This window comes from Streptomyces xanthophaeus (genome assembly GCF_030440515.1).
Classification (GTDB): Bacteria; Actinomycetota; Actinomycetes; order Streptomycetales; family Streptomycetaceae; genus Streptomyces; species Streptomyces kutzneri.
Window position 1 is genome coordinate 1179640 of the sequence record NZ_CP076543.1, and the last position, 11993, is coordinate 1191632.

The 11993-nt window shown below is 73.8% G+C and carries 11 protein-coding genes; 5 read left to right on the plus strand and 6 right to left on the minus strand.

Features of this window, described 5'->3' with window-relative positions; genetic code table 11:
• The first annotated feature begins 108 nt into the window (after positions 1 to 108).
• Entirely contained in the window at positions 109 to 864 is a 756-nt protein-coding gene (locus tag KO717_RS05055) for a DUF4118 domain-containing protein (RefSeq protein WP_301364651.1), read from the plus strand.
• A gap of 7 nt (positions 865 to 871) precedes the next feature.
• On the opposite strand, the gene KO717_RS05060 is transcribed toward KO717_RS05055, so the two are convergent.
• Positions 872 to 2944, minus strand: coding sequence for a SpoIIE family protein phosphatase (locus KO717_RS05060; RefSeq protein ID WP_301364652.1), 2073 nt, complete (start codon positions 2942 to 2944; stop codon positions 872 to 874).
• Between the two features lie 578 nt (positions 2945 to 3522).
• On the opposite strand from KO717_RS05060, the gene KO717_RS05065 reads away from it, so the two are divergent.
• Positions 3523 to 3972 carry a GNAT family N-acetyltransferase gene (locus tag KO717_RS05065; RefSeq protein ID WP_301364653.1) on the plus strand — a complete coding sequence of 150 codons (450 nt, stop codon included), beginning with the start codon at positions 3523 to 3525 and terminating at the stop codon, positions 3970 to 3972.
• Between the two features lie 131 nt (positions 3973 to 4103).
• Here KO717_RS05065 and KO717_RS05070 read toward each other — a convergent pair whose 3' ends face one another.
• From KO717_RS05070 to KO717_RS05085, 4 genes are all read right to left on the minus strand, one after another.
• Positions 4104 to 4856, minus strand: a complete 753-nt coding sequence (locus tag KO717_RS05070; RefSeq protein ID WP_301364654.1) for an anti-sigma factor — start codon at positions 4854 to 4856, stop codon at positions 4104 to 4106.
• Complete coding sequence (sigK, locus tag KO717_RS05075) at positions 4853 to 5449, minus strand: ECF RNA polymerase sigma factor SigK (RefSeq protein WP_437184467.1); 597 nt, start codon at positions 5447 to 5449, stop codon at positions 4853 to 4855. Before sigK ends, KO717_RS05070 begins: the two co-directional genes overlap by 4 nt.
• A 244-nt stretch (positions 5450 to 5693) precedes the next feature.
• Positions 5694 to 6113: an ATP-binding protein gene (locus tag KO717_RS05080; protein WP_301364655.1), complete on the minus strand. Its 420-nt coding sequence runs from the start codon at positions 6111 to 6113 to the stop codon at positions 5694 to 5696.
• A gap of 134 nt (positions 6114 to 6247) precedes the next feature.
• Positions 6248 to 6631, minus strand: coding sequence for a hypothetical protein (locus KO717_RS05085; RefSeq protein WP_301364656.1), 384 nt, complete (start codon positions 6629 to 6631; stop codon positions 6248 to 6250).
• 396 nt (positions 6632 to 7027) lie between these two features.
• On the opposite strand from KO717_RS05085, the gene KO717_RS05090 reads away from it, so the two are divergent.
• The 3 genes from KO717_RS05090 to KO717_RS05100 all read left to right on the plus strand — a co-directional run bounded on the left by KO717_RS05090 (position 7028) and on the right by KO717_RS05100 (position 10501).
• Positions 7028 to 8107, plus strand: a complete 1080-nt coding sequence (locus tag KO717_RS05090) for a hypothetical protein (RefSeq protein ID WP_301364657.1) — start codon at positions 7028 to 7030, stop codon at positions 8105 to 8107.
• Positions 8108 to 8156: 49 nt separating this feature from the next.
• Complete coding sequence (locus KO717_RS05095; protein ID WP_301364658.1) at positions 8157 to 9956, plus strand: Ig-like domain-containing protein; 1800 nt, start codon at positions 8157 to 8159, stop codon at positions 9954 to 9956.
• Between the two features lie 146 nt (positions 9957 to 10102).
• Positions 10103 to 10501 (plus strand): TOBE domain-containing protein, encoded by a 399-nt coding sequence (locus tag KO717_RS05100; RefSeq protein ID WP_301364659.1) that lies wholly within the window; start codon positions 10103 to 10105, stop codon positions 10499 to 10501.
• On the opposite strand, the gene KO717_RS05105 is transcribed toward KO717_RS05100, so the two are convergent.
• Complete coding sequence (locus KO717_RS05105; protein WP_301364660.1) at positions 10493 to 11977, minus strand: PucR family transcriptional regulator; 1485 nt, start codon at positions 11975 to 11977, stop codon at positions 10493 to 10495. The two genes, KO717_RS05100 and KO717_RS05105, sit on opposite strands and share 9 nt — an antisense overlap.
• Between the last annotated feature and the right edge of the window lie 16 nt (positions 11978 to 11993).

The following is an 11993-nucleotide window of genomic DNA, read 5'->3' on the forward strand; positions in this document are numbered from 1 at the left end:
GTCAAGACCTCACCACGGCGGGTGCCTCCTCCACCCGCCGTGGGCAGGCTGCACGTGGCTACAGCCGATCGGCCATCTGTTCTGGTCACATCCGGTGGGAGGCATCACATGCCCGGGTACCGACTCCACGACCGTGCGGCGCTGTTCGGGGCCCTGGTGGTGCCCCTCCTCGTGGCACTCGCGCTCGTCCCCTTGCGCACCTGGCTCTCCCCGGCGAACGAGGCCCTGGTCCTGGTCGTCGCCGTGGTCGTGATCGCCGCCTCGGGCACCCGGGCCGCCGCGGCGCTGGCCGCGCTCTCCGCGGCCACCTGGTTCGGCCTCTTCCTCCTCGCCCGGCCCTACGCGCGGTTCACCGTCGCCGACCGGGACGAGGTCGGGACGGCCGTGCTCCTGCTGGCCGTCGGGCTGATCGTCTCGCGACTGGCCGTCCGTGCCCGCAGGCTGGAGGCGGTCGTGGTCACCGGCGCCGCGCACCTGTCCAGCCTCCAGGGCACCGCTCGGCTGACCGAGCGGGGCGGTTCACCGGACGCGGTGGTCGAGTTCGTCCGCCGGGAGCTCATCGGTCTGCTGGGGCTGCGCGGCTGCCGCTTCGAGTACGGGACCCTGATCGGGCACCGGCCGCGGCTGGAGCACGACGGCGGCCTGTGGCTGCGCCGCGGCGGCGAGGTCACCGGGTACGCCGACTGGCCGGACGGCGAGACCGAGCTGCGGGTCGTCGGGGGCGGCCACTACTACGGCCGCTTCCTCCTCGATCCCCCTCCCGGTCACCGGCTGCCGCCCGAGGACGCCCGCTCGGTGGCGGTCGCACTGGCCGCGCTGGCGGGCGCGGCGCTGGACACGGCCGGGGTGTCCCACCGCGGCTGAACCGCCCTCAGGACGGCGGGCGGTGGGAGCGGTGGACGCGCGCGAGGACGAGGACCGTGTCGTCGGTCGGCGGGTCGGGCAGCAGGCTTCCGAGGACATGGTCCGCCATCTCCTCCAACGGCCTTCCGTTCCCTTCCAGTTCGGCGCGCAACGCGTCCAGGCCGGCCTCGATGTCCCGGCCCCGCGCCTCGATGAGGCCGTCGGTGTAGAGGGCGAGGGTCGAGCCCTCGGGCAGTTCGATCTCGGACGTCCGGAACGGGCAGCCGCCCACGCCGAGCGGGACCCCCAGCACCTCGTCCACGGTCTGCACCGTGCCGTCCGGCCGGAGCACCAGGGGCGGCGGGTGGCCCGCGCTGGCGATACGGGCCCGTCCGTCGCGCGGGTCGTAGACGATGTACAGGCAGGTCGCCAGCTCGATGCCGGCCTCCTGGGCGCACGCGTCGAGTTCGGTGAGCAGGTCGGCGGGCTCGCTGACGTGCCCGGCCAGGGCGTTGGTGGTGATGCGCAGGCGTCCCATGGCGGCGGCCGCCGACACCCCGTGCCCCATCACGTCGCCCACGACGAGGACGACCCGGCCGTCGGGCAGGTCGATCACGTCGTACCAGTCGCCGCCGACCTCGGTGATCCGGCTGCCGGGCACGTACCGGTGGGCCACGTCCACGTACGGGGTGGCCGCGAGGGCGCTGGGCAGCAGGGCTCGCTGCAGGGTGAGGGCGATGTCCTGGACCCGGCTGTAGAGGCGGGCGTTGTCCAGGCAGATCGCGGCGCGCGAGGCGAGCTCGCCGGCCAGGCTGACGTCCTCCGGGCTGAAGGGCGGGCGGGCGGCGGACCGGCCGAAGATGGCGATCCCCTGGACGGTGCCCCTGGCGATGAGCGGGGCGACGAGGATGCAGGCCACCCCGCTCTCGGCCATAAGCCGTGCGCGGGACTCGATGACGACGGTGCGGGCCAGGAACTCCTCGTCCACGACGGCCGAGATGGCACGGCCGGTGCTCAGCATGTCGTGGATGACGGAGCCGGGCGGGTACCGCACCCGTTCCACCCCGCTCACGAGTTCGACGGCCGGAGCGGGCAGGGTCGTCCCGGAGGCGATCCGGCGGGTGATCAGCGGTCGCGCCGGGTCGAAGTCCTCCGACTCGTCCATCCACTCGACGACCTCGACCACGGCGCCGTCGCAGAAGTCCGGCATCGACGCGTCGACCAGTTCCTGGGCGGTCAGGTTCACGTCCAGGGTGGTACCGATCCGGGTGGAGGCCCCGTCCAGGAGCGCCAGCCGGCGGCGGCTGGCGGTGGCCTCCAGGATGGCCCGCTCCCGGTCCGTCACGTCCACCATCAGCCCGCCCACCCCCGGGCGCGTGCCGACCGCCCGGCTCAGCGGGAAGAAGCTCACGGACCGTACCTGGTCGCGGTCGGGATGCCCCCGGGGGCGCACCCCGACCAGCGTCCCCACGACGGGCGCCCCGCCCCGGGCGACGGCGTGGAGCATCCGCTCGTACTCACCGCCGTCGGACATGATCATGATTTCGTCCATGCGCCGCCCGAGGTGGGCCTCGATCGGCAGGCCGTCCATGTCGGCGAGCGCCTGGTTGAGGTGGATGTACCGAAGGTCCTGGTCGATCATGACCAGGCCGATGGGGCAGGTCTCGAAGAGGGCGTCGAGGAAGGCGAGGTTGGTCTTGACGCGGTCGAGTTCGTCGCTGCGGCTCGACAGGACCATCACCACCGAGGGGCCGGATCCGGTCACGGAGAAGGACCGGAAGCCGCAGTCGAAGGCCGTGCCGTCACGGTGCCGGGCCGTCAGCCGGCCCCGCCAGTAGCCCTGCGTACGGCCTTGTTCCGTCAGCCGGGCGCACGATGCGGACGTGCCGCGGGTGGCATCGGCGAAGAGGAGGGCGCCGGGCCGGGTGAGGACGGCGCCGGGCTCGTACCCGAAGAGGTCACGGGCGCCGGGCCCCCAGAAGCAGACATGGTCGTCTTCGTCGATGCCGAGGACGGCCACGGGCACGCGCTCCAGCAGCGACCCCGGCTCGGCCCAGATCGGGCCGTGGGTCTCCTCGCCCCCCGGCCGGGCCGATGGCACGAGAGCCCCCTTCCGCACGCCGTCCTCTCCACATCATCATGCGGACACGCCGTGCGGGCACGCCGGGCGTCGCCCGGCGGCCCGGGGCGGGCGCCGTGCGGGACCGCGCGTCGTCGCGGGCGCGCACCCGCACGGCGATCGACCGGCAGTCACCAGCCAATTCGGGCCGATGATCTGGCACATGCCATGCCAGTGGCCGATTTTCCTCTTGGACGATCCACCGTGACGACGCGGGGCGGGTCGGCCCGGTTCCGTGCCTTGCACCAGGTGCCGCCCCGGGCCGCTCCTGGTTGACTGGCCGTGGCCACCACCCTCCGGACCGCCTGGCGGCTCTCGCGGTCACGGAGCGACCTGGCCCAGGAAGCCCCTGCGCGCCGACAGCGGTGTTCGGCGCGCGGGGCTTCGCCGGCCGGCCACCGGCCGCACCCGTACATCGTGGCGCTGAGTGGCCCGCCTTTTCGACACCCCGGCACCTGCCGGGCCCGCCCGGCTCCAGCATGATCGAAGCTCTGCGCCGGAGCGGCGGCGCACACGCCCCGCTCCGCTCCGCGTTCCTTCGATCCCGGGAGTCCGGTCCTATGTCCGACATCAGCGTGCGTTCCGTGCGGGCCGGCGATTTCGACCGGTGGCGCTCCCTCTACCGCGGCTACGCCGACTTCTACGCGGTGGAGCAGACCGAGGAGGCGGCCGCCACGGTCTGGTCATGGGTGACCGACCCCGGCCACGAGGTCAGCGCCCTGGTGGCCGAGGACACCGAGGGGCGGCTGCTGGGCCTCGCCCACTACCGCCCGTTCGCACGCCCGCTCTCGGCGACGGTCGGCTGCTTCCTCGACGACCTGTTCGTGGCCCCGCAGCACCGCGGTTCGGGCGCCGCCGACCTGCTGCTCGGCGCACTGCGCGAGCTCGCAGCCGAGCGCGGCTGGAGCGTGGTCCGCTGGATCACCGCCGACGACAACCACCGGGCACGGTCCAAGTACGACCAGGTCGCCACCCGCACCATGTGGGTCACGTACGACATGACCCCCTGAGCCCCGCCTCCGTCTCCGTCTCCGTCTCCTCGCCGGGTCCGGCGATCGGGGCACGAATGCCCCCGGACGTGGTCAGCCTGCCAGCACGGACCTCCCCGTCGACCACGGTCGGCGCCGTGAGCGGAGCGCGGTCAGACGGGAAGGTCCATCAGGAGCAGGGGGGTCGTGGTGGGTTGCGGGGATCCTCCGGCGGGTTCGACGGTGAGGCCGATCGCGGCGGCGTCGGCGGTGTCGCCGTCGACGAGGACCGTGCCGTCCTGGTGGATGAAGCCGGCCGGGCGCATGGTGCCGTCGTGGTCCAGCCACAGCTGGTAGGTGGTGCCGGGGGCGGGCGCGGGCAGTCCGCCGGCGGTGAAGACGGCCTTGTTGCGCAGGGCCGAGGAGACGACCGTGGCGGCGGCCCCGTTGCTGGTGCGGCCGTGGGCCGCGCGGGCGTCGGGGGCGGCCAGGACCGTGCTGACGTCGTCGAGGCGCTGCTCGATCTGCCGGGCCTGCTGTTCGTGGTGGCGGCTCTCCTGGCTCTGCCAGGCGGCCAGGCCCGCGAACAGGGCCGCGGCGGCCACGCTCGCGGCCACGGCGAACCGGCCGGCCTTGCGGCGCAGCGTGCCGCGCAGCGGGACCGCGGAGAGGGTGGTGGAGCTTCGGGGCGGGAGTTGGCGCACCCCGTCGACGGCCACCAGGGTCCGCTGCTTCATGGCGGCGGGGGGTTGCAGGGCCACGGCGGCGGCCAGCCGGGCCGCGGTGGCCTGGAACTCGGCCACTTCCAGGCGGCAGTCCTCGCACCGGGAGAGGTGGTCGGTGAACGGCTCGTGTTCGCCGGGGTCCAGGGCGTTCAGGGCGTAGGCGGCGGTGAGGGCGTGGCTGTCGGACCGGTGCCGGTTCATGTGGTCACCCCCATGCAGTCGCGGAGCCGGATCAGTCCGTCGCGCATGCGCGTCTTGACGGTGGGAAGCGGCGCGTGGAGGACTTCGGCGACCTCGCGGTAGGTCAGGCCCTGGTAGTAGGCCATGGTCACCACCTGGCGCTGGAGTTCGGTGAGGCCGCGCAGGCAGCGGCGGACCTGTTCGCTGTCCAGGCGGGTCTCGACCTGTTCGGCGACCTCGTCGAAGGCCGTCCGGTGTTCGCGGGCGGCCTGCGCCCGTTCGCGGTCGGCGGACGCCTGGGCGGAGCGGACCCGGTCCACGGCCCGCCGGTGGGCGATGGTCGCCGCCCACGTGGTGACGCTGCCGGAATCGGGCCGGTAACGGGCGGCCTGCCGCCACAGGTCGATCATGACCTCCTGGGCGACCTCCTCGGACTGGGACCGGTCGCGTACGACTTTGATCACGATCCCGAAGACCAGGGGGGCGAGGGCGTCGTACAGGACGGAGAACGCCTCTTTGTCGCCGTGGGCCACCTGCCGCATGACCTCGGGGAGGCCGGTGCGGTCGGTGGGGCCACCGGTGGGTTCGGGGCCGAAGGGGCTCGGCTGATTCACGGTGCGGGCTCCGGCCGTGGGGACCGGACGCAGCGGCGGCCGGGGGCGTCCGGCCGGGGGCGGGGTGTGCATCGCATGGTGGTCCTTGTCCGGAGAGCAGCGGCCGGACCGCCGCGCAGGGCGGTGTCGGCCACAGGTCCAGGGGATGGGTCTGATGGTTCTTCGTAGCGGAGGTGCCCGCGGATGGGAGGGCGTTCACGCTCCGGGACCGCGCACGGTTCCCTCGTTCGAGGGAACCGTCCGGTCAGCCGTCCCGCCAGGTGATCACTGCGATGACCTGCTTGCCGCGCGGTGAGCGGCTGACGAAGATCTCCGCGCCGAGCGCCCGGACGATCTGCAGGCCGCGCCCCCGGGTGGCGTCGGTCCCTCGGCCGTCGCCCCGCTGCGGCAGGGAGAGCGAGCCGTCGCTGACGCAGATGCCCGCCCGGCCCCGGTCCAGGCTGATCGTGAGCGCGTACGGGGGTATGGCGTGCCGGACCGCGTTGGTGGCGAGCTCGGAAGCGATGAGGAGGATGTCGCAGGCGGTCTCCTGGGGGCAGCGCACGGGGTGCAGGGCCAGGGTGCGCGCGGCGCTGCGGCGGGCTTCCCCGGCGGCCTGCGGTCCTGAGGGGAGTGGCTGGTGCACGGTCCTCGGCCGCGCCGGGGGTGCGATTGCGGTGTCCATGACGGTTCCTCGCTGTGCGAGCGGCCCCGGTGGATCCGGACCGGACCGGGGGCCGGGAACGGACGGGATTCCGGGGCGGTGACCCCGGAACCCCTTTGTGCCAGGTCGGCGCTACGGTGCTGTGGCGCTACGGGCTACCACTTGCTGTGGCAGTTCCAGTGGCCGGGCACCCAGTGCTTCGAGTGGCCGTTGCCCCACCAGCCGTCGTGCCAGTTGCCGTGGTGGTCGCGGTAGCCCTGATGCCAGGTGCCGTGGTGCCACTTGGATTCCCAGTGGCCCTTCACCCAGGTGCACCGGTCATGGCGGTCCCACCGGTTGTGGCGGTCGTGGCGGTGGTCACGATCGCGGTCCCGGTCGCGGTCTCGGTCTCGGTCACTGGTGAGCGTCGAGCTCACCGTGGCGGACGTCGCCGGGGCGGCGTTCGCGGTGCCGGAGAGGCCCAGCAGCGACCCGCCGGCCAGCAGCCCGGCGGACGCGGCTCCGACGATCAGCCGCCGTGTGCGCAGCGAACCGGTCATCGCCCTCACCTCCTTCCCTTCCTCGGACAGTCGGTCCAGCGGCCCCCTCGACCTCAGGAGCCTCACCAGAGATTCGCCACGAACAGGACGAGGGATTGGAAAATCCTCATCACGGGACAAAAGCCATGCATGCGAAAGCGAGCATCAGCTACCGTCGAGTACAGCATTTGCCAGGCCAGATCCTGAGATTCGCCTTATCTGCTGCCTTATCTGACTGATACATTCCGCAGGCGCAATCCGCACACCCCATCCCGTCACGGCTGTCCACCGACCTGGTTCGACGCCGTGCCGAGCAGCTCGGTCGGACCGATGTCCCGAGAACCACAACGGATGCGTCGGAGGCCGTGCGGCCATGGCCGCCTCCGGCCGAGATCCACCTCCGAAGGGGAAATTCTGATGCGAAAGATGCTTCTGCGGCGCCCGGTCACGGGAAAGGCGCTGGTCGTGAGTGCCCTGCTGGCCCTGGCCGTACCGGGAATCGCGTACGCCAACACGGTCGGCGTGACCGTGAAGACCCCGGGCGCCACCATGGGACCCGGCTCCGCCTTCTCCGAGATATCCACCAACGCCGCCTGTAGCAGCGGCCTGATCTCCGGTGGCGGGATCGCCCAGGCCATCGGCACCGGCACCTCGTCGAACGGCAACAAGATCAACGGCACCTCGCCGAGCCCCGACGGCAGCACCGAGTACACCGGCTCCACAGGCGTGGTCGGGACCGACGTGGCCTACTGGCTCGGCATCGGCGGCAGCGGCGGCGCGGTGAACGCCTCCTTCTCCAGCACGCCGTACGCCATGTGCTTCACCAGCAACCTGATCAACCACACCCAGGTGGTCATGAACAAGATCGCCGGACCCACCACCAGCGGGACGGTGGGCCTGGTCACCGCGAGCTGCCCGGCCAACACCCGCCTGATCGGCGGCGGCGCCCGCATCACCCCGGCGAGCGTCGGCAGCCTCAAGCCCATCGCGAGCTTCCCCACCTTCAACGACTCCGCCCACGGCTTCGGCCAGAAGGCCGCGGCCGACGGCGAGAACAACCCCGACTCCTGGACCGCGGTCGGCTGGAACGGAGGCGGCGGCAACAGCAACAACACCACGTACGCCTACGCGATCTGCAGCGGCAACAACATCGACATCAGCGGTGCCACCGTCAAGGTCCGCCACAGCGAGGTGAGCGGCCCGACCGCGGCCACCAGCGGCCAGACGGTCACGGTGGGCTGCGGCGGCAACGACGGAAAGCTGGTCGCCGGAGGCGCCGCGATCAGCGGTGGCGGCGTCACGACCACCAACTTCACCGGACCCGGATCGGTCGGCGACCACCTCAACGGCAGCTACCCGAGCAACTCCGGCGGCACCCCGGTCGGTGACGGAACCACCACCGCCGCCTACTGGACGGCCGTCACCCACACCGGCGGGGGCAGCTCGCCGGGCACCTACTCCGATGCCTGGGCGCTGTGCGCCGACGACGGCGTCTGAGTCACCGGCAGCTCCCGTCCCCTCCCACGCACTCTCGTTTGGAACCTCATTGAGCATTTTCAGATCCAGGACAGCAGTGGCGGCCGGCGTGACCGGCCTGCTGGCCGCCGTACTGGCGGCCGTGCCCGCGACCGCCGACCCGGCCGCGGCCCCGTCTCCGTGCGGCACGGGCGGCACCTTCACCGCCTCGCCCCCCACCTGCACCTACACGGCGGTCGGGACGGACACCTTCACCGTCCCCGAGGGCGTGGGCGCGGTCACCTTCGACGTGTTCGGAGCCGAGGGCGGCAGCGCGGCCGGCTTCGTCACCCCCAACCCCCCGAACGAGGGGGCGCCCGGCGGACTCGGCGGCGAGACCCGTGCGGCCCTCGCCGTGAGCGCGGGCCAGAACATCCAGATCACGGTGGGCGGGGCGGGCAGCTCCGGCAGTTCGCGCCGCGGCGAGTACGCCCGGCCCGGCGGCACCGGCCACGGGGCCGGCGGCGGCGGTGCTCACGGCGGGGGCGGCTCCGGCGGTGGCGCCACCGATGTGCGCACCGGTGCCTTCGGACCGGCCGACCGGATCCTCGTCGCCGGCGGCGGCGGGGGCGCGGGCAACGGCGGGCCCCTGCTGCGCGGCGGCCACGGCGGCGGCACGGCCGGTGAACCCGGCGGCCACGGCGGCGGTCCGGAGGGATCCGGCATCGGCGGCGGTGGCGCGACCCGGACCGAGCACGGGACCGGCAGCCGCACCTCCCCCCTCGGCGGCCCCGGAATACCCGGAGGCGACATCGACCCCAACACCGGGCAGCCCAACCCGGGCAGCGGCGGCCCCGGCGGCAACGGGGCACGCGGCGGCAACGGAGGCGGAGGCGGTGGCGGAGGCTACTTCGGCGGAGGCGGCGGTTCCGGCGGCGGGAACCCCGACAACCTGTACGGGGCCGGCGGCGGGGGCGGCAGCGGCTTCGCGGCTCCCTCGGCCACCGGTGTCGCCCTCCTGCCGGGGGTGAACCGCGGCAACGGCAAGGCGGTCGTCTCGTTCCGGTACGGGACCTCGATTTCGGTGGCCGCGGACACCTCCGCGCCGCTGTTCGGGCATCCCGTGACCCTGACCGCGACCGCCACCCCGGCGAATCCGGCCGCGGGCACGGCGGGCGGGACGGTGACGTTCTTCGACGGAACGACGGCGCTGGCGACCGTGCCGCTCGACGGCGGGCAGGCCCGCCTGCGCACCGCCGCGTTCCGGCCCGGCGCCCACGCGATCACCGCGACGTACGGCGGGGACGCGAGCCACACGCCGAGCGCGACGCCCGGGCCGTCCGCCGTCACGGTCGGTTTCAGCCTGCCGTGCATCACGACGGCACGCGTCGGCGCCCTGACGGTGGCCGCCGGCCAGGCGCTCTGCATCGCCTCGGGCGGCAGCCAGACGGGCCCGGTCAAGGTGGCTCCGGGCGGATCCCTGGCGATCACGGACGCCCGTGTCACCGGGCCCGTGTCCGCCGAAGGCGCCCTGGCCCTCGACCTCTGCGGCTCGCACCTCACCGGGCCCGTCTCGGTGACGGACAGCGCCGGCTACGTCCTGGCCGGCTCGGAGGACGGGTCGACCGGCTGCGGTGGCAACACCTTCCAGGGGCCGCTGACCATCGAAGGCAACACCGGTGGCCTCCAGGCCTCCGCCAACACGGTCACCGGACCGGTACGGATCGACCGCAACAGCGGCAGCGGACCGCTGCCCGGCGCGGACGTCCCGGCGTTCCGTGCCAACCGGGTCACCGGACCGCTGCGTTGTGAGGGCAACGCACCGGAGCTGGTGCAGACGGGCACCGTCGTCCAGGGGCCCCGCTCGGGCCAGTGCCGCCCGGCTCCGTAGGCAGGCCTGCTCCGCGGCCACGTGTGGGTCGCGGCGGGCCGTGACCACGGGCGCCGTCGGCGCGCGCCGACGGCGAGGCACCCGGGACGATCGGTCCCGGGTGCCTCGCCGTTCGCGGCCGGAGCGGCACCGCCTATGCTGCGGGCGTGCCGTCGTACTCCGTGGGCCTCGCCGCCCAACTGCTGCGCGTGAGCCCCGAAACCGTCCGCCGGTGGGCCGAGACGGGCAGGCTGCCGGCCGACCGCGCCCCGGACGGTTCCCGGACCGTCGACGGCGTGGTCCTCGCCGCCTTCGCCAAGGAACGCGCCGCCGGAATGCACCCGTTGCCGCCGGGTACCGCGCTGACCTCCGTACGGAACTCCTTCGCCGGGATCGTCACCGCCGTACGGCTCGACGACGTGGCGGCCCGGGTGGAGATCCAGTCGGGACCGCACCACGTGGTGTCCGTGGTGACCAGGGAGTCGGTCGAGCAGCTCGGCATCATGGTCGGCTCGACCGTCACGGCCCGGGTGAAGTCCACCGAGGTCCACATCGCGTCACCGTAGGTCCGGCGCGGCGCAGCGCAGCGCCGCGTACAGGTCCAACTTGTGGTCGAGGCGCGACAGGTCACGGCCCGTCAGGACCTCCACCCGCTCGATCCGGTAGTGCACCGTGTTCACGTGCAGGTGGAGCGCCTCCGCCGTACGGGCCCAGGAGCAGTTGTTGGCCAGGAAGACCTCCAGGGTCTCCCGCAGCATCCCGTCCCCGAGCGCTCCCAGGATCCGCGCCCCGTACACCGACCGCACCTCCGGCGGGATCCCCGCCATCAGCTCGCCGAGGGTGTCCAGCTGCTCGACCCCGCGCACCGGGACCACCTCGTCCGCCGAGGTCAGCGCGAACCGGGCCTGGCTGAGCGAGGCCCGCAGCCCCTCCAGGCCCTCGGCCCGCGTGCCGAGGCCCAGCCGGAGATCCGACTGCGGCCCCCCGCACTGCCGGAGCATGGGCCACACCGCGCGCAGCGCCCCGGCCGTGTCGGTCGTTGCAGCCGGGTCCTCGTGCAGCACCGCCGCCGACCGCCCTACGGCGTACGCCGCGTTCTCCAGGTGGCGCAGGCCCTCCGCCAGGGCGTCGCCCGAGGTCGCCGCCAGGACCCGGTAGGCCCCTCCCACGGGCAGCCCGGCCCCCGCGAGCGCCTCCTCCAGGGCTCCGGTGTCGGCCGGCGCGGGGCCCGCGAGCGCCCCCTCCAGCACGCCGATCAGCTCCTGCCCGGCCAGCCGCTCCGCGGCGAGCCGGCGGGTCTGCCCGCTCCGGCTCTGGGCGAGCACCTCGGCGATCTCGTGGAGCACCCGCGGGGGCGCCGCGTCCGGGTCGGGCACGTGCAGCTGCCAGGCGTCGTACGGGGAGCTCTCGGTCTCGATGCGCAGCCAGACCCCGCCGCGCGCGGAGGCGGCCGACGCCTGCCGGGCGGGCAGCTCGGGGGCCGACGGCGTACGGGCCACCGTGCGGCCGCTGGCGGTGAGCAGGTAGCAGGACACCCGGCCGAGGTGCGCGCACGCCCGGTCCAGGAGTTCGTCCGGGTCGGCCCCCGCCTCCACGAGCCGGCTCAGCTCGCCGCGCACGTTCTCGGGGAGTGCGAAGAGCCGGGTCGGGCGGCGGCTCAGGTCGCCCCACTGGCGCAGGTACACGGCCTCGGTCACCGCCCGGAAGCTGGTGCGCGCAGGGACGGCCACGAGCGGCACCCGGTGGCTGCGGCAGGCGGCGACGACTTCGTCGGGGACCCTGCCGTGGGTCTCCTCCCCGGCCAGCAGCGCCGTGGCTCCGGCGTCGGCGAGCGCCCCCACGAAGCGGTCCGCCTTGGTCACGTCGCCCTCGGCCCACCACACCAGCCCGCTCAGCACGAGCTCCCCCGGCCCCAGGAAGCGGCCGGGCTCCTCCAGGTCGGTGGCGGTGACGCCGGCGACCTCCTGGCCGAGAAGGGCTTCCTCGCCCCAGAGCAGGCTGAGACCGAGGCTGTCGAGCTGGAGCAGGTCGTGGACGTGCATGGCGGGGACTCCTTGC

Excerpts from the sequence above, each read along its gene's own strand:
- KO717_RS05055 (WP_301364651.1), top strand. The coding sequence starts at position 109 with ATGCCCGGGTACCGACTCCACGACCGTGCGGCGCTGTTCGGGGCCCTG.
- KO717_RS05065 (WP_301364653.1), top strand. The coding sequence starts at position 3,523 with ATGTCCGACATCAGCGTGCGTTCCGTGCGGGCCGGCGATTTCGACCGG.
- KO717_RS05070 (WP_301364654.1), bottom strand. The coding sequence starts at position 4,856 with ATGAACCGGCACCGGTCCGACAGCCACGCCCTCACCGCCGCCTACGCC.
- KO717_RS05080 (WP_301364655.1), bottom strand. The coding sequence starts at position 6,113 with ATGGACACCGCAATCGCACCCCCGGCGCGGCCGAGGACCGTGCACCAG.
- KO717_RS05085 (WP_301364656.1), bottom strand. The coding sequence starts at position 6,631 with ATGACCGGTTCGCTGCGCACACGGCGGCTGATCGTCGGAGCCGCGTCC.
- KO717_RS05090 (WP_301364657.1), top strand. The coding sequence starts at position 7,028 with ATGCGAAAGATGCTTCTGCGGCGCCCGGTCACGGGAAAGGCGCTGGTC.
- KO717_RS05105 (WP_301364660.1), bottom strand. The coding sequence starts at position 11,977 with ATGCACGTCCACGACCTGCTCCAGCTCGACAGCCTCGGTCTCAGCCTG.